16 protein-coding genes are annotated in these 16,523 nt (G+C 39.9%); 13 read left to right on the top strand and 3 right to left on the bottom strand.

Annotated elements, in window-relative coordinates:
- Nucleotides 1–92: 92 nt before the first annotated feature.
- From QX565_RS02115 to QX565_RS02140, 6 genes are all read left to right on the top strand, one after another.
- Nucleotides 93–1,082, top strand: a complete 990-nt coding sequence (locus QX565_RS02115) for a glycosyltransferase family 2 protein (protein WP_289291026.1) — start codon at nt 93–95, stop codon at nt 1,080–1,082.
- Nucleotides 1,079–1,774 carry a RadC family protein gene (radC, locus tag QX565_RS02120; protein ID WP_289291028.1) on the top strand — a complete coding sequence of 232 codons (696 nt, stop codon included), beginning with the start codon at nt 1,079–1,081 and terminating at the stop codon, nt 1,772–1,774. The genes QX565_RS02115 and radC overlap by 4 nt, the downstream gene beginning before the upstream one ends.
- Before the next feature lie 432 nt (nt 1,775–2,206).
- Nucleotides 2,207–2,518 carry an iron-sulfur cluster assembly protein gene (locus tag QX565_RS02125; protein ID WP_221650241.1) on the top strand — a complete coding sequence of 104 codons (312 nt, stop codon included), beginning with the start codon at nt 2,207–2,209 and terminating at the stop codon, nt 2,516–2,518.
- Between the two features lie 33 nt (nt 2,519–2,551).
- Nucleotides 2,552–3,316, top strand: a complete 765-nt coding sequence (locus tag QX565_RS02130) for a UDP-2,3-diacylglucosamine diphosphatase (protein WP_221650242.1) — start codon at nt 2,552–2,554, stop codon at nt 3,314–3,316.
- Nucleotides 3,317–3,561: 245 nt separating this feature from the next.
- Nucleotides 3,562–3,804 (top strand): winged helix-turn-helix domain-containing protein, encoded by a 243-nt coding sequence (locus QX565_RS02135; protein WP_221650243.1) that lies wholly within the window; start codon nt 3,562–3,564, stop codon nt 3,802–3,804.
- A 430-nt stretch (nt 3,805–4,234) separates the two neighbouring features.
- A complete protein-coding gene (locus QX565_RS02140; RefSeq protein ID WP_289291035.1) occupies nt 4,235–5,767 on the top strand; it encodes a CotH kinase family protein in 1,533 nt (510 codons plus the stop codon).
- Nucleotides 5,768–5,875: 108 nt separating this feature from the next.
- Here QX565_RS02140 and QX565_RS02145 read toward each other — a convergent pair whose 3' ends face one another.
- Nucleotides 5,876–7,273, bottom strand: a complete 1,398-nt coding sequence (locus QX565_RS02145) for an alkaline phosphatase (protein WP_221650244.1) — start codon at nt 7,271–7,273, stop codon at nt 5,876–5,878.
- A 137-nt stretch (nt 7,274–7,410) separates the two neighbouring features.
- The gene (gene efp, locus QX565_RS02150; protein WP_002558969.1) at nt 7,411–7,977 is read right to left on the bottom strand and encodes an elongation factor P; all 567 of its coding nucleotides are present in this window, start codon (nt 7,975–7,977) and stop codon (nt 7,411–7,413) included.
- Between the two features lie 191 nt (nt 7,978–8,168).
- On the opposite strand from efp, the gene rpmH reads away from it, so the two are divergent.
- The 7 genes from rpmH to QX565_RS02185 all read left to right on the top strand — a co-directional run bounded on the left by rpmH (nt 8,169) and on the right by QX565_RS02185 (nt 15,453).
- Complete coding sequence (rpmH, locus tag QX565_RS02155) at nt 8,169–8,330, top strand: 50S ribosomal protein L34 (protein WP_002558970.1); 162 nt, start codon at nt 8,169–8,171, stop codon at nt 8,328–8,330.
- A gap of 418 nt (nt 8,331–8,748) precedes the next feature.
- Nucleotides 8,749–9,387 carry a PASTA domain-containing protein gene (locus QX565_RS02160; protein WP_221650245.1) on the top strand — a complete coding sequence of 213 codons (639 nt, stop codon included), beginning with the start codon at nt 8,749–8,751 and terminating at the stop codon, nt 9,385–9,387.
- A gap of 40 nt (nt 9,388–9,427) precedes the next feature.
- Complete coding sequence (locus QX565_RS02165) at nt 9,428–10,504, top strand: RluA family pseudouridine synthase (RefSeq protein ID WP_221650246.1); 1,077 nt, start codon at nt 9,428–9,430, stop codon at nt 10,502–10,504.
- Nucleotides 10,501–11,487 (top strand): D-alanine--D-alanine ligase, encoded by a 987-nt coding sequence (locus tag QX565_RS02170; RefSeq protein WP_221650247.1) that lies wholly within the window; start codon nt 10,501–10,503, stop codon nt 11,485–11,487. The genes QX565_RS02165 and QX565_RS02170 overlap by 4 nt, the downstream gene beginning before the upstream one ends.
- 6 nt (nt 11,488–11,493) lie before the next feature.
- Entirely contained in the window at nt 11,494–12,639 is a 1,146-nt protein-coding gene (locus QX565_RS02175; protein WP_289291040.1) for a 1-acyl-sn-glycerol-3-phosphate acyltransferase, read from the top strand.
- Between the two features lie 33 nt (nt 12,640–12,672).
- Nucleotides 12,673–13,068, top strand: coding sequence for a rhodanese-like domain-containing protein (locus tag QX565_RS02180; protein ID WP_025867691.1), 396 nt, complete (start codon nt 12,673–12,675; stop codon nt 13,066–13,068).
- A 219-nt stretch (nt 13,069–13,287) separates the two neighbouring features.
- Entirely contained in the window at nt 13,288–15,453 is a 2,166-nt protein-coding gene (locus QX565_RS02185) for a pectate lyase family protein (protein ID WP_289291042.1), read from the top strand.
- A 102-nt stretch (nt 15,454–15,555) separates the two neighbouring features.
- Here QX565_RS02185 and QX565_RS02190 read toward each other — a convergent pair whose 3' ends face one another.
- Complete coding sequence (locus QX565_RS02190) at nt 15,556–16,512, bottom strand: Rossmann-fold NAD(P)-binding domain-containing protein (RefSeq protein WP_002558979.1); 957 nt, start codon at nt 16,510–16,512, stop codon at nt 15,556–15,558.
- Between the last annotated feature and the right edge of the window lie 11 nt (nt 16,513–16,523).

Genomic DNA, 16,523 nt, shown 5'->3' on the forward strand with positions numbered 1-16,523 from the left:
ATAATATACAGAGCGGGGCTATCCTAATTAGGAGTAGCCCCGTTTTTATTAAAATAATGATGTATCTTTGCAATATAGATAAAACAATAACTATGAGATACTCCGTTATTATACCCGTATACAATCGTCCCGATGAGGTCGATGAACTGTTGCAAAGTCTTGCGGATCAAAGTTTCAAAGATTTTGAGGTGATAGTAGTAGAAGATGGGTCTACCATACCATGTCTGGAAGTGGCTGAGAAATATAAGGCTGTCCTTGATTTGAAATATTACCAAAAAACGAATTCCGGTCCGGGGCAAACCCGCAACTATGGGGCAGAACGAAGTCGGGGTGAGTATCTGATAATATTAGATTCTGATTGTATTCTTCCTGAAGGGTACCTGGATGCAATAGACGCGGAATTAAAGACAGCTCCGGCAGATGCTTTCGGAGGTCCCGATCGTGCTCATGACTCCTTTACGGATATTCAGAAAGCGATTAACTATTCTATGACCTCTTTCTTTACTACCGGAGGTATTCGCGGCGGGAAAAAGAAGATGGACAAGTTCTATCCGCGCAGCTTTAATATGGGAGTGAGACGGGAGGTATACCAGGCCTTAGGTGGCTTTTCTAAAATGCGGTTTGGTGAGGATATTGATTTTAGTATCCGTATCTTTAAAGAAGGATACCGTTGCAGACTCTTTCCGGGTGCCTGGGTATATCATAAGCGGCGTACGGATTTGAGGAAATTCTTCAAGCAAGTACATAATTCGGGTATTGCCCGTATCAATCTTTATAAAAAATATCCGGAATCATTGAAACTGGTACATTTACTTCCTGCTGTGTTTACGTTGGGAGTAGTAATACTGCTTATTGGTACTCCGTTTTGCCTATTTAGTCTGCTACCTATTGTTCTTTATGCTTTATTGGTCTGTATGGATTCTACTGTTCAGAACCGTAGTTTCCGTATTGGCATTTATTCGGTTGCCGCCTCCTTTATACAACTCATTGGCTATGGGACCGGCTTTTGGAGAGCCTGGTGGCAGCGTTGTATCTTGAAACGTGGTGAGTTCGAAGCATTTCGGAAAAACTTCTATAAATGAAAGAGCCGCAAAAACTTACTATTTGTCAGTGGGCCAAAGAAGACCGTCCACGTGAAAAGATGATGGCAAAGGGAGCTGATGCACTGAGTGATGCAGAGTTATTGGCTATCCTTATCGGATCGGGAAATACAGAAGAGAGTGCTGTTGAATTGATGCGGCGGATACTTGCTTCCTGCCACAACGATTTGAATGAACTTGCTCGTTGGGAAGTGCGTGATTATTCTCGTTTTAAAGGATTTGGACCGGCCAAAAGTATTACTGTTATGGCTGCTCTGGAGCTTGGCAAACGGCGCAGGTTACAGGAAATAAAAGAACGGGCCGTGATTCGTTGTTCTAAAGATATCTATGAGGTATTTCATCCGTTGATGTGCGATCTTGCGCTCGAGGAGTTCTGGGTATTGCTGATAAATCAGGGAAACAAAGTAATTGGTTCTGTCCGGATTAGTACAGGAGGTATCGCCGGAACGTTTGTGGATGTACGTTCTATTCTTCGGGAAGCATTGTTGCAACGTGCTACCCAGATTGCCGTTGTTCATAACCATCCATCGGGCAATATTCATCCCAGTCAGGAAGACCAGGTGCTGACACAGCGAATATTCAATGCTGCCAAATCTATAGATATTAAATTGATAGACCATGTGATTGTTTGTGATGGCAAATACTATAGTTTCGCAGATGAGGGGATGATATAAAGAATAGGATGACTTTATAATTAATGTGAATCAATGGTTGAGCCAAACACATCTTCGAGTGTCGGAAGTACTTCCAAGCAATATGGTTACCCTTGCCCGGTGTCGTACTTTGTCTTTCTCAGAAAGGGACACTCTTTTTTCCGGTATGCAGTATTGTTTTACATGTACATGTTTTTACTGCTTTACATGTACATGTAAAACAATCTCACGCACCGAGACTCTATACCTTGCTCTACGAGTTTGGGGGCTCAATACCGGGAAAAGAGATAGATGGTAATGCAGACTCATTTGGAAAGAGACTGATTAGGTTAAAATAGAAATTCAACTGTTGATTCGTATAATTAACAAAAGTACATAAAAAGAGGGACGCTATAAACCTTTCTATATAGAAAAGCATTATTTTTGTGTAAGTAATCAATAAAACTCTCAACTATGACAAAGTTTGAAATAGAAGAAAAAATAGTAGACATGCTCAAGACTGTATTTGATCCGGAAATTCCGGTCAATATATATGATTTGGGACTTATTTATAAAATAGATGTATCTGAAACAGGTGAGGTGGCTATTGATATGACACTGACTGCACCTAACTGTCCGGCAGCCGATTTTATTATGGAAGATGTCCGGCAACGGGTAGAATCGATAGAAGGAGTGACCTCAACTATCATCAATCTGGTTTTTGAGCCGGAATGGGATAAGGATATGATGAGTGAAGAAGCAAAACTGGAGTTGGGATTTCTTTAGTATAAAAACACTGAATATAAAAACATCTACTTTATGAAAAACGTTTATTTCCTTTCTGATGCTCATTTGGGCTCTCGTGCTATTGAGCACGGTCGTACACAGGAGCGACGGTTAGTGAATTTCCTGGATAGTATCAAGCATAAGGCTGCTGCTATCTATTTGTTGGGAGATATGTTTGACTTCTGGTATGAGTTTAAACTGGTTGTTCCCAAAGGATATACTCGTTTTTTGGGAAAGCTCTCAGAGTTGACAGATATGGGAGTGGAAGTGCATTTCTTTACTGGTAATCACGATATCTGGTGTGGGGATTATCTGACTAAGGAGTGTGGGGCTATTATTCATCGAAAACCACTGACCACTGAAATCTATGGAAAGGAGTTTTATCTTGCTCATGGAGATGGCTTGGGAGATCCGGATAAAAAGTTCAAGTTCTTGCGTGCAATGTTTCATAATGAGACATTACAGTTCCTTTTCTCGATGATTCATCCGAGATGGAGTATCGACTTGGGGCTAACTTGGGCAAAACATAGCCGAATGAAGCGTGAGGATGGGAAAGAGCCAGATTATATGGGTGAAGATAAAGAACATTTGGTACTTTATACAAAAGAATATCTCAAAAGTCATCCCAATATAAATTATTTTCTTTATGGACATCGGCATATAGAACTTGACCTGATGCTTAGTGCTACCGCTCGTATACTGATTTTAGGGGATTGGATTAATTACTTCTCGTATGCTGTATTTGATGGTGAGAACTTGTTTTTGGAAAATTATATTGAGGGGGAGACACAATTATAATGCTTCGTTTATTTTTCTTTTAGTTACGTTTTTAGAGATAAGGGAATGTGGCATTTGTTAATGAAAAGCTTTTTTTACTTATGGATTGTGTGAAAATAAGGCGTAAAAGTTTTATTTTTTAATTTAAAATGCTATATTTGTTTTTAATAAGGGAGGTTCTGTTCAAATAAATCGAAGAAGATTTATTTGTTATTTATAGATTCTGCGATAGAATAATATATTGTTTAACTTAAAAACGGAGAACTATGAACGAGCAAGATTTTAATAGTGCGTTGACTAAGATTGGACGCATATTGAGGGAAACCCGTGAGATTAATACTAAAGAGTTGTTTGGTAAGTTGTCTTCCGCTCACATGAGAATTGATCGGGAAAGTTTCGCGTTTATTTTAGGATGGCTGGCAAGAGATAAAAAGATAAGCGTTGAACTAAGGGGAGACAATATGGTCATATCTGAACAAAGTAGTAGATATGAATTTTCTTTTGGATAATATAGTGTGTTATACCTTATCAGTGTATAAAAAACAAAAGTCCTCTGTTCGATTGAAGTGCACCCCAAAAGTTAGACACAAAACTTTCGGGGTGCATTTCAGTTTTTTTGATATAATTGAAACACTGTAAGTGTTTGTTATTCCCCACTTGTAAGCGGAGTTTTTTCAACTATCAGATACTTAGTATTGGTTGGGGTGCTTATTTGTACCAGGCTATTTTTGCAATTTATAGTAGCGTTTGTGACTTTATTGTTGGAAAAGTATTTGACTATAATATTATTTGACTACTTTTGTAAATAGATTAAAACTTCATATATTGAGGCTATCCTTCTTGTGCTTTGGTTTACTGTGATATACAGAAGAAGAAGGGCTTTTTATGAATAGAGCGTTTGCTTGCGGAATTGTTACACACAAACTAAAAAAAGAAGAAATGAAGAAAGTATTACTCCTTTTGTCTTGCATTATAGTGGGTTATTTTTCAGTGTTTGCACAAGAACAATATACTCAGTTACCTACTTTTTATATCAAAACTGATAACCCGACAGAAACGATCGGTAAGTCTGACTATGTTTCCGGTAAATTATCAATAGTAAGTAGTAATCTGACCGAATGTACGGAGGATGTTGCATTGGGTATTCGAGGACGCGGAAATTCAACCTGGGGACTGGCAAAGAAACCATATCGGATCAAGTTCGATAAGAAAACTCATTTGTTGAATTTGGATGCCAAGGCTAAGAGTTGGGTATTGCTTGCCAATCATGCGGATAAAACTTTGATGCGAAATGCGGTAGCTTTTGAAATCAGCCATTATATGGGAATGGAATTTACTCCATCAGCTCGTTTTGTTGATGTTGTACTTAACGATGAATTTTTGGGTAGCTATATGGTATCCGATCAGATTGAAGTAGGAAAAGCACGTGTACCTGTCGAAGAACAGGAAACGACGGATATCGAAGAACCGGCGATTACCGGAGGTTATTTGATTGAAATGGATGGATTTGCCGACTCAGAGCCAGTCTGGTTTCAAACTCCTCAGAAATTGAAGGTTACAGTGAAGTATCCGAAAGACGATGAAATTAATAGCAGCCAGCGAAAGTACATCACGGATTATATTTGTAATTTTGAGAATGCTCTTTTCGCGGATAACTTTGCCGATCCTACTACCGGATATCGGGTGTTGGTAGATAAAAGGTCATTGATTAATTGGTATATAGCATGTGAATTGGTTGGTAACTCCGATTCTTTTTGGAGTACTTATATTTATAAGAAACGCGAAGATCCGCATTTATATTGGGGACCTTTGTGGGATTATGATATTGCTTTTAATAATGATAATCGCTTTGGTGATGTTATTTATGAGGTGATGCGTGAATCTGCCTGCATCCCCAAAGACTGGATTCAGCGGATGTGGAAAGATCCCTGGTTCCGTAGTGCTGTTAATGCGCGATGGAAAGAGTTGGTGGCTTCTGGTATCGAGAAACATCTGTCGGATTATATATCGGAGACTGCCTCTTTGATAGATCGCTCTCAAGAATTAAACTTCGACCGCTGGCAGGTGCTTAGTGAACGTGTTTATCTGGAAACTTTCCTTTTTGATACTTATGGTGAAGGGGTAGAATATTTGAAGATGTATCTAAAGAAACGTATTGCTTTTCTGACCGAAAATTTCGGTGAAGCGGATCCAGGCGTAGATCCGGATCTTCCTCCTTTTTCCGGTCTGACCTCTTCCTCTCTCAATAACGAAGTGCGGTGTTTTTCTGATGGTGAAGGGTATATCCGGTTTGTATTACCTGCTTGTCAAACGGATGTGCATGTGGATATCTGTTCTATATCAGGCACTTTACTTTATAGCAAAATTCTTTCTGACGACAGAATGATGGATGTGTCTGCTTTGTCTTCTGGCGTGTATATAGCTAAAGTTATTATGTCTACGCATACTTATCATTTGAAATTCTTTGTATAAAAGCAATCGGGTATAAAACGCAGAGGCAGTGCCGTTTGCGTTTTATACCCGATTGTTTCATTCATAGCCATATAAGGGCGAATTTGATTCCACCGGCAGGCAGTTACATTAATATCTTCCGGCTTTTGCTATCCGTTTTGGAATTTCAATATTATCTATTTTCCCTCCGAAAAGTTGTGAACCTGCTCCAATGGCGAATACCGGAACATAACCGGCTGAGTGGCTACCGCTGGCCCAGTTGATCATTGCGATTTCATCCATCACTTCCTTGGCGCGTGCAGCCATTGGTTCGCTCTTCGAATATAAACTTTCTTCGAACACCACCTTGTTCTTTACAAATGACTTTTCGTATTCGTCACGCAATTTCTTTTCTTGTTCCCAGGAAATAGGTATTTCTTTCCAGAATCCCATGTTTTCTGCCAGGAACGATTTCATATCTTCCCAAGATACTTTGTTGTTTTTAGCTTTTCTTAGTTTGCTAATTTGTGTAGAAAGTACATCTGCTGAGTTTTTCTGATATTGAAGCGCTTGCAGGTTTAGTGCGTATTTACCGGTACCAAGAGCTATACCACCTGTCTCATGATCCGCTGTTACTACGATAAGTGTTTCTTTGGGATGTTTTTTGTAGAACTCGTAAGCTACTTTGATTGCTTCGTCCATATCAATCACTTCATTGAATGTGGTAGCAGCATCGTTGGCGTGGCAACTCCAGTCTATTTTTCCACCTTCGACCATCAAGAAAAAGCCTTTATTTTTCTCTTTGGTAAGAAACTCAATTGCGCTCTCTGTAATTTGAGCCAGCGTAAGATCTCCTTCTTTACGATCGATGGCATAGGGCAGAGATGAAACATCAGCACCTTCCTCCTGAATTAAGATCATTTTTTTTGCTTGAGGAGCTTTTGCTTTAAAGTCATTGTAGCCACGTGCCAGTGTGTAACCTGCTTCTTCGAACATAGGGAAAATACTGGGTGCCTCTTTCTTATCAGCAGTTGTAGTTGGTTTTAGGAACCCCGATCCTGCATAAAAGTCAAAATCAGCTTTGGGCAGATCTGTTGCAATTTCATAGTACATACTGCGGTTGGGTTGATGTGCATAGAAAGCAGCCGGAGTGGCATGGTCTACGCTTACACTGGTAGCAACTCCTACTCTTTTACCAGCCTTCTTGGCCTTCTCTGCTACGGTTTGTAGAGGATTCTTTTGATCATCCATTCCGATAGCACCGTTGTAGGTCTTAGAACCTGTAGCCAGAGCTGTACCGGCGGCTGATGAGTCGGTTACTGAATTCGTAGCGGAAAAAGTACTGGCCATAGTACCTACCGGGAATTGTGTAAAAAGTAATGGCTCTACACCGATGCGTCCGTTTTGTAATTCTGCACGATACATTTCCGTACCGTTTACCTGATTTACGCCCATTCCATCTCCTATGAAATAGAACACATACTTTGCTTGCCCGTGTGCAACGACGGATATCAGGACAAAGCATAATACATACATTAATCGCTTCATTTTGTTATAAATTAAAAAGGTTTTTATTTGATAGGCAAATATAATGATTAAGCAGGGGATAAACATAACAAACGGTAAACTAATTGCGGTTATCTTGCAATTGGTTTACCGTTTGTTGTGTAAATGAAATATTTTTGTTATGCTTTCACGCGTCCTACATAAGAACCGTCACGTGTGTCGATTTCAATTGTTTCACCTTCGTTGATAAACAATGGAACACGTACTGTAGCACCTGATTCTACTGTAGCAGGTTTCAGTGTGTTAGTGGCTGTATCACCTTTCATGCCCGGTTCTGTATAAGTAACTTTCATCTGAACTTTAATGGGCATATCTGCGTAAAGTACGGTTTCTGTAGAGGCGTCAGATACAACATCTAATACGGCTCCTTCAAGCAGAAAATCAACACCGTTGATCAAATCGTGAGCGATAGGGTGCTGGTCAAAAGTTTCCTGATTCATGAAGATATAATCTTCCCCTTCTTTATATAAAAACTGGTAAGGGCGACGTTCTACACGTACATCTTCCAGCTTTTCACCGATGTTGAAACGGCGTTCGAGAACATAACCGCTTACTACATCTTTCAGCTTGGTACGCATAAAAGTGTTACCTTTTCCAGGCTTTACATGAAGAAATTCAATGCAGAAATAGAGTTTTCCGTCCATACGGATGCAGGTTCCGTTCTTGATGTCTTGAGCATTAATCATACTTGATATCCTTTATTATTATAATGTTATTGAGTTATCGACTGATATTTCCGAGTGCAAAAGTAATCTAAATCGGCAAAAAACACAAAATCTTTTGACTAAAAATGAGTTATCTCTTGGTTTATTTAAAAAAAGTGCCTATTTTTGCAGCCCGATTACGTAGAATAATAACAATAAAACAAGATATAATAATGAAAAGAACATTTCAACCCTCTAACAGAAAGAGAAAAAACAAACACGGTTTCCGTGAGAGAATGGCATCAGCTAACGGTCGTAGAGTATTGGCTGCCCGTCGTGCAAAAGGTCGTAAGAAACTGACTGTTTCTGACGAATACAACGGAGTAAAAGCATAAGGCTCTTTAGCCACATAGCTGTACAAAAAGAAATTGGGGAAGTAAAGGCATTGTCTTTACTTCTTTTTTTTGTCCCCTAATGGGAGCTCACTTTCTTCTACGGGGAAGTCCCCTTTGTTCGGTGGGATACAATGTACGACATGTGCATCTCGTACATTACCAGATGTACATGTGGAGCAGCACGAGATGTGCATGTCGTGCAGTACGAGATGTGCATCTCGTACATCGTTCCGTTATGGCTTTCTATGTATCTGTGTATGTCAAGCTATACGAAAGAATCTATGTAGTAATGAGTTGCAAATGTTATTATGTGGTTTAATTGCATCCTATTGGCATCAGAAAACTAAAAACTCTGTAAAACTCTGTGCTACTATGTACTTAAAATTGTATCTTTGACCCGGATTAACGGCTAAGATTTATGACGATAAAGGAATTTTTTTCATTCAAGACCAATAAGTACTTTTGGTTAAACCTGATAGCTATGATGGCAGTGGTCATTCTGCTGTTATTTGGAGTGTTGAAATGGCTGGATGTTTATACTCGTCATGGTGAAGCTGTCGTGGTGCCGGATGTCAAAGGCATGACAGTAGGAGAGGCAGAAATGCTTTTTCGTAATCATGGTTTGGTATGCGTGGTCTCGGATTCCAGCTATGTGAAAAACAAACCTGCCGGGAGTATTCTGGAATTAAACCCATCTGCCGGGCAGAAGGTGAAGGAAGGAAGAACTGTTTATTTGACTATAAATACATTGGACGTTCCTTTACGTCTTGTTCCGGATGTTGCTGATAATAGCTCTGTGCGTCAGGCGCAGGCCAAGATATTGGCTGCCGGATTTAAACTATCCGAGAGTGAATTGATTTCAGGAGAAAAAGACTGGGTGTATGGTGTGAAGTATAAAGGGCGTCAATTGAACATGGGCGATAAAGTTCCGGTGGGAGCTATATTGACATTATTGGTGGGCGATGGAGAGACGCTGGTTCAGGATAGTGATTCTCTTGAGATAGTAGAGGATGCTGCAGGAACTACGGATGTGTCGGCAGATGACTCCTGGTTTTAAGTAAATTTACCTACTTGTTATAGAAAAGAGAGCGAACTGTATGATAGAGGAATTGCCGGACGATATTGAAACTGATATTGATGATATAGAACCTGTTGGCGAGGAAGCCGATGCCCAGCTTTATGAACACTTTAGGGTTGTAGTAGACAAGGGACAGGCTTTGATGAGAGTCGATAAGTATCTGTTTGAGCGTATTGTTAATGCTTCGCGTAACCGTATTCAGAAAGCTGCTGCTGACGGATTTGTGATGGTCAACGGCAAACCGGTAAAGAGCAGTTATAAGGTGAAGCCGCTTGACGTGATAACGGTCATGATGGATCGTCCGCGTTATGAGAATGAGATAATTCCCGAAGATATTCCTCTTAATATTGTCTATGAAGATAAATACCTGATGGTGGTAAATAAACCTCCTGGCCTGGTGGTGCATCCGGGGCATGGGAACTATCATGGAACATTGGTGAATGCTTTGGCATGGCATATGAAAGATAATCCGGACTATGATGCCAATGACCCGCATGTAGGTCTTGTACATCGTATAGATAAAGATACTTCCGGATTATTGGTTATAGCTAAAACACCGGATGCAAAAACCAATTTGGGAATACAATTCTTTAATAAAACAACCAAACGTAAATATCGTGCACTGGTATGGGGAATTGTAGAACAAGACGAGGGTACTATTATTGGTAACCTTGCCCGTAATCCGAAAGATAGAATGCAGATGGCTGTAATGTCTGATCCAACGGTTGGAAAACATGCCGTAACTCATTACAAGGTGCTTGAACGTTTGGGGTATGTCACTCTGGTGGAGTGTGTACTCGAAACCGGACGAACCCATCAGATCAGAGTCCACATGAAGCATATCGGTCATATATTGTTTAATGACGAGCGTTATGGGGGGCATGAGATTCTGAAGGGTACTCATTTTAGTAAATACAAACAATTTGTAAACAACTGCTTTGACACTTGTCCGCGGCAGGCTTTGCATGCCATGACACTGGGGTTTGTTCATCCTGTCACAGGGGAGGAGATGAACTTTACCTCAGAGTTGCCTGACGACATGGCCCAACTGATAGAGAAGTGGAGAGGCTATATAAGTAATAGAGAATTAGAATGAAACGCACAATTGCTATCATAGCAGGAGGGTATACCTCCGAATTTTATGTATCTCTGCGTAGTGCACAGGGAATATATTCCTTTATAGATAAGGAGAAGTACAATTTGTATATCGTTGAGATAGAAGGACTCCGTTGGGAAGTACAATTGCCCGACGGAAAGAAAGCACCTGTAGATCGCAATGATTTTAGTTTTGTAAATGGTACGGAGAAAGTGAAGTTTGACTTTGCCTACATCACCATTCACGGTACTCCGGGGGAAGACGGTCGTCTGCAGGGATATTTCGATATGCTGCGTATTCCATACTCTTGTTGTGGAGTATTGGCGGCTGCTATCACCTATGACAAATTCACTTGTAACCAATATCTCAAGGCTTTTGGGGTTCGTATTTCAGAATCTCTGCTGCTCCGTCAGGGGCAGTCTGTCTCGGATGAAGATGTTGTTGAGAAAATTGGGTTACCTTGTTTCATCAAGCCCAGTCTGGGTGGTTCCAGTTTTGGAGTAACAAAGGTTAAAACGCGTGAACAGATACAGCCGGCTATTGCTAAAGCATTCAATGAAGCGCAGGAAGTACTTGTTGAGGCCTTTATGGATGGTACGGAGATTACTTGCGGTTGCTATAAAACAAAAGAGAAATCAGTGGTGTTCCCTATAACGGAAGTAGTTACCGACAATGAGTTCTTTGACTACGATGCTAAATACAACGGTCAGGTAGATGAAATTACTCCTGCCCGTATTTCTGATGATCTCACGCGTCGCGTACAAACTCTGACTTCGGCTATCTACGATATTCTGGGTTGTTCCGGCATTATTCGTGTAGATTATATCATAACAGCAGGTGATAAGATAAACCTGCTGGAGGTTAACACGACTCCGGGTATGACGACTACCAGCTTTATTCCTCAGCAAGTACGTGCTGCCGGACTGGATATAAAAGAAGTAATGACTGATATAATAGAGAATAAGTTTTCTCATAACTTATAGCTGCTTATGGATACAATAGAGTTTGATGAAATACGTCCTTACAATGACGATGAACTTCCTCAAATATTTGAGGAACTAATTGCTGATCCGGCATTTCAAAAAGCTGCTTGTGATGCCATTCCGAATGTGCCTTTTGAAATACTGGCACAGAAGATGCGTGCCTGTAAAACAAAACTGGATTTTCAGAAAACTTTCTGCTATGGTATTTTATGGAAGATAGCAAAAGACTTTACCGATGGTCTGAGTTTGGATCATACGGCATTGCCGGATAAAAATAAAGCTTATACTTATATATCCAATCACCGGGATATTATACTTGATTCGGGTTTTCTTTCTATCTTGCTGGTAGATCAAGGTATGGATACCGTAGAGATAGCTATCGGGGATAATCTGTTGATTTATCCGTGGATTAAGAAACTGGTTCGTGTTAATAAGTCGTTTATAGTACAGCGTGCATTGACTATGCGGCAAATGTTAGAATCATCTGCCCGCATGTCACGCTATATGCACTATACGATTATGGAGAAGGATCAGTCCATCTGGATTGCTCAACGTGAAGGACGTGCCAAAGATTCTAATGACCGTACACAGGATAGTGTATTGAAAATGTTGGCTATGGGAGGCGAAGGAGATACCATTGACCGGCTGATGGAAATAAATATCGCTCCGATTGCCATTTCGTATGAGTATGATCCCTGTGATTTTCTTAAGGCTCAGGAATTTCAGTTGAAGAGAGATATTGAGGGATATAAGAAAACAACGCAGGATGATTTAAGAAATATGCAGACCGGGTTGTTTGGTTATAAAGGGAAAGTACATTTTCAGGCAGGTGTTTGTATTAATGATGTTTTAGAGCAGCTTGATCGTAGTTTACCAAAGCCGGAATTGTTTTCGCATATCTCTTCTGTGATAGATAAACGCATTCATAGTAATTATCGTATTTATTCGGGAAACTATGTGGCGCACGATTTATTATCGGGTACTTGTGAATTTGTCAGTCATTATACGCAGGAAGAGAAATTACATTTTGAAAACTATATTGAGCAACAGTTGGGTAAGATTGACATTCCCAATAAGGATGTTCCATTTCTGCGTGAGAAGTTATTGTTGATGTATGCCAATCCGTTGACTAACTACTTGTCTGCTCTTTAATGAAAATAATATTTGTTTTTTAATAGTATAACAATGTCAAAGATGAGTCAACTATTTGCAGGTTTTTTCCTTTTGATTTCCACTTTATTCTCTTGTCAGCAACCGAAAGCTGATTTCAAATCACTATCGGTCGCAGATTTTGATTCTTTTATTAAAGCGGATGATGTACAGCGTTTGGATGTTCGTACGTTGGCCGAGTACTCGGAAGGACATATCCCGGGAGCGGTAAATATCAATGTTCTGGATGATTCATTTGCTGCAATGGCTGATTCTACGCTTCAGAAAGAAAGACCGGTGGCTCTTTATTGCCGTAGCGGGAAAAGGAGCAAGAAAGCAGCAGAAATTTTAAGTAAGCGAGGCTATAAAGTCTATGAGCTTGATAAAGGATTTAATGCTTGGCAGCAGGAAGCAAAAGAAATAGAACATTAATTCTCCTGTTCTATTAAGAAAGTTGGCTATGTAATTGAATAATGACATAGTTATTGTCTTTTTATAGCGGTTCGGATGACCTATCTTTATTAGATAAGTCATCCGAACCGTTTTTTCTACATAAAAAGTTTATTATTCCACATTCACTGGTTTAATTCTCCGTAATCTTGCAGTCGTCAAACTGACACTTTTTCTAATAATAATATGAAATATGAGACTATGAAAATCAAGACTCTACTTTTGTCTGTGTTTACCTTATTGGTATCGATTGTTTCTTCGGCTGCCGTTTCTATTAAAGAGACCGGCGGATGGTTTGAATCAGGTTATGTAACCTGGAATCTGGTAGACGGTGCTTCTACTTATCATGTTTATTATAAATCTGTTAATGGTTCTTATATAAAACTTGATACAGAACTGGTTCGTAATTATGGTACGTATGGCCGTGCAGATGCGTTGGGTATTACTGCAGGAGAATATATGTTTAAGGTTGTACCCGTTGATGAGGATGGTACCGAAATGGATATAGCAGTAGAATCTTCCTCATTTGCAGTGAAAGCCCATGACCGTGCAGGGTTTGCCCACTTTAATTATTCAGGGGTAGGGGCATATAAGGACGATGGTACACTGAAAGAGAATGCAAAGGTTCTTTATGTGACATCTAAAACTGCCAAAACAGTGACCTGCGATGTTGTTACGGATAGTAAAGGAAAAGTTGAAACATTCACCGGACTTCAAGCAATTATTGATGCGCGTCAGAAAGGATATGATACTACTCCTTTGGTTGTTCGTATTATAGGAACAATCGAAGCTGCTGATATGGATTACTTTTCCAGTAGTGCAGAAGGATTACAAATTAAAGGAAAGAATGCTGATAGTGAAATGAATATTACACTTGAAGGTATAGGAGATGATGCTACAATACGTGGTTTTGGTATTTTGCTGAGAAACTGCAAGAGTGTTGAGGTTAGAAATCTGGCTATCATGCTTTGCATGGATGACTGTTTGTCTTTGGATACGGATAATAGCAATTGCTGGATACATAACATTGACTTTTTCTATGGAAAGACAGGGAGTGCTGCTGACCAGGCAAAAGGTGATGGTTCTCTGGACTGTAAGACCAATTCAAAATATATGACTTTCTCCTATAATCATTTTTGGGATTCGGGAAAAATGTCTCTTTGTGGGATGAAGTCTGAAAGTGGAGAGAATTTTATTAGTTACCATCATAATTGGTTTGACCATTCCGATTCACGTCATCCTCGCGTACGTACAATGACCGTACATGTGTATAACAATTATTTTGACGGAATTGCGAAATATGGGGTAGGAGCTACTACAGGTTCCAATGTATTTGTAGAAAGCAATTATTATCGTAATGCCAATAAGCCGATGCTGATTTCTTTGCAGGGAACAGATATTGTTAATGGAGTAAAGAATGGAACTTTCTCCGGAGAAAGTGGTGGAATGATCAAAGCTTTCGGAAATGTTTATGCTGAGAAATCTTCTAATTTCAAACTTGTTACTCACAAGCAATCTGCAACAAGTTTTGATTGCTACGAAGCAGAAACTCGTGATGAGGTTGTCCCTGCTTCTTATGTAACTTTGTCCGGTGGTACTTCTTATAATAACTTTGATACGGATAAGAGTAAGATGTATACCTATACAGCCGATGCAGCAACCGATGTGCCTGGTATTGTTACCGGACAGTATGGTGCAGGACGTATGCAACACGGTGATTTTGAATGGGCTTTTGATAATACTGTAGACGATACTTCTTCTGACGTGAATACTGCATTGAAAACGGCGATAACCAATTATACTACCAGTTTAGTAGGAATTTTTGGTGATACCTCTGGTGGTGGTACTACTCCGGTTCCCCCTACACCTCCGGTTCCTCCTGTAGATGGTGATTATACATGTTATTTTACTGCTGATAAAAAGCCCTCAAATTCATTCTATTCGGTAACTGGTAGTTACTCTAAAGACAAGGGTACAGCGACTGTAAATGGTACGGTTTATACCTGGTGTTTGAAATTGGAAAGTGCTACTTCTGTGAAGTTTACGATAGAAGAAGAAATGACTTTGACCCTGGTATTTGCAGAAGGAAGTACACCGAATATTAAAATAGATGATATAAAAGTAGTGAGTACTTCTGGTAATATCATTACATATGTGCTTAATGCAGGTTCCCATGAACTTACTAAAGCAGATTCAAATAACCTTTTCTATATCAACCTGACCTCTTCAAATCCAACCGGTATTAATGAAGCTTTGAATGATGCTGTAAATGAAGATGGCATTATTTATGATCTTTCAGGTAGAGTTGTCAGAAATCCACAGAAAGGGACTTTCTATATTAGAAATGGTAAGAAGTTTTTTTTCTAATGATGTTTGAGTAAAAAGGTAAGATTAGGTGTTAATGAAAAAAGCTCCGGTTGTCTTTGTAGGATAACCGGAGCTTTGGCTTTTAATATATCTCGATAGGTTCTATTCCAATCCTTCAAGTAATCTTTTTAGTACCACTGTTGCTGATATTTCACGGTTGGCTGCTTCCGGGATTACAATAGACTGAGGGCTTTCAATTACATCATCTGTTACAATCATATTTCGGCGTACAGGCAGGCAGTGCATAAAATATGCATTGTTTGTAACTGCCATTTGGCGGTCACTAACTGTCCAGTTGCGGTCGGTACTCAATATCTGACCATAATTATCACCTGTATAGCCAGCCCAATTCTTGGCATAGATGAAATCTGCTCCTTCAAAGGCTTTCATCTGGTCATATTCTACTTTGGCATGTCCAACAAATTTAGGATCAAGTTCATAACCTTCGGGGTGAGTGATCACGAAATCATAATCAGTTGCGTTCATCCATTCCGCAAATGAGTTGGGTACAGCCTGCGGCAATGGGCGTGGATGCGGAGCCCATGTCATAACTACTTTCGGGCGAGGCTTTTTCTTATATTCTTCGATTGTGATCAGATCGGCAAAACTTTGTAGCGGATGGCGTGTAGCTGCTTCCATTGAGAATACAGGACGTCCCGAATATTTGATAAACTGGTTGATGATTACTTCTTCATAGTCGTAATCACGATTCTCAAAGCGGGCAAACGACCGTACTCCTATGATGTCGCAGTAGCAGCCCATAACCGGGATTGCTTCTAAAATATGTTCCGGTTTATCACCATCCATAATGACACCTCGTTCTGTTTCCAGTTTCCAGGCTCCCTGGTTAATATCGAGAACCATTACATTCATGCCCAGATTCAGTGCAGCCTTTTGTGTACTAAGACGGGTTCGCAGACTGGAATTGAAGAAAATCATCATTAATGTTTTGTTTCTTCCCAGTTCTACATATTTAAAGCGGTCTTTTTTTATTTCAAATGCTTCGGCAAGGGCTGATTTTAAATCACCTATGTCTTGCACGCAAGTAAATTTCTTCATACCTGTCTGTT

The sequence above is a fragment of the Bacteroides sp. 41_26 genome (assembly GCF_949740115.1).
GTDB classification, from domain to species: domain Bacteria; phylum Bacteroidota; class Bacteroidia; order Bacteroidales; family Bacteroidaceae; genus Bacteroides; species Bacteroides nordii.

What these genes read in the sequence shown, in the direction of transcription:
- QX565_RS02140 (WP_289291035.1), top strand. Translation starts at nt 4,235, where the DNA reads ATGAAGAAAGTATTACTCCTTTTGTCTTGCATTATAGTGGGTTATTTT.
- QX565_RS02170 (WP_221650247.1), top strand. Translation starts at nt 10,501, where the DNA reads ATGAAACGCACAATTGCTATCATAGCAGGAGGGTATACCTCCGAATTT.
- QX565_RS02165 (WP_221650246.1), top strand. Translation starts at nt 9,428, where the DNA reads ATGATAGAGGAATTGCCGGACGATATTGAAACTGATATTGATGATATA.
- rpmH (WP_002558970.1), top strand. Translation starts at nt 8,169, where the DNA reads ATGAAAAGAACATTTCAACCCTCTAACAGAAAGAGAAAAAACAAACAC.
- QX565_RS02125 (WP_221650241.1), top strand. Translation starts at nt 2,207, where the DNA reads ATGACAAAGTTTGAAATAGAAGAAAAAATAGTAGACATGCTCAAGACT.
- QX565_RS02145 (WP_221650244.1), bottom strand. Translation starts at nt 7,273, where the DNA reads ATGAAGCGATTAATGTATGTATTATGCTTTGTCCTGATATCCGTCGTT.
- efp (WP_002558969.1), bottom strand. Translation starts at nt 7,977, where the DNA reads ATGATTAATGCTCAAGACATCAAGAACGGAACCTGCATCCGTATGGAC.
- QX565_RS02190 (WP_002558979.1), bottom strand. Translation starts at nt 16,512, where the DNA reads ATGAAGAAATTTACTTGCGTGCAAGACATAGGTGATTTAAAATCAGCC.
- QX565_RS02115 (WP_289291026.1), top strand. Translation starts at nt 93, where the DNA reads ATGAGATACTCCGTTATTATACCCGTATACAATCGTCCCGATGAGGTC.
- QX565_RS02160 (WP_221650245.1), top strand. Translation starts at nt 8,749, where the DNA reads ATGACGATAAAGGAATTTTTTTCATTCAAGACCAATAAGTACTTTTGG.
- QX565_RS02175 (WP_289291040.1), top strand. Translation starts at nt 11,494, where the DNA reads ATGGATACAATAGAGTTTGATGAAATACGTCCTTACAATGACGATGAA.
- QX565_RS02135 (WP_221650243.1), top strand. Translation starts at nt 3,562, where the DNA reads ATGAACGAGCAAGATTTTAATAGTGCGTTGACTAAGATTGGACGCATA.
- QX565_RS02130 (WP_221650242.1), top strand. Translation starts at nt 2,552, where the DNA reads ATGAAAAACGTTTATTTCCTTTCTGATGCTCATTTGGGCTCTCGTGCT.
- QX565_RS02180 (WP_025867691.1), top strand. Translation starts at nt 12,673, where the DNA reads ATGTCAAAGATGAGTCAACTATTTGCAGGTTTTTTCCTTTTGATTTCC.
- radC (WP_289291028.1), top strand. Translation starts at nt 1,079, where the DNA reads ATGAAAGAGCCGCAAAAACTTACTATTTGTCAGTGGGCCAAAGAAGAC.
- QX565_RS02185 (WP_289291042.1), top strand. Translation starts at nt 13,288, where the DNA reads ATGAAAATCAAGACTCTACTTTTGTCTGTGTTTACCTTATTGGTATCG.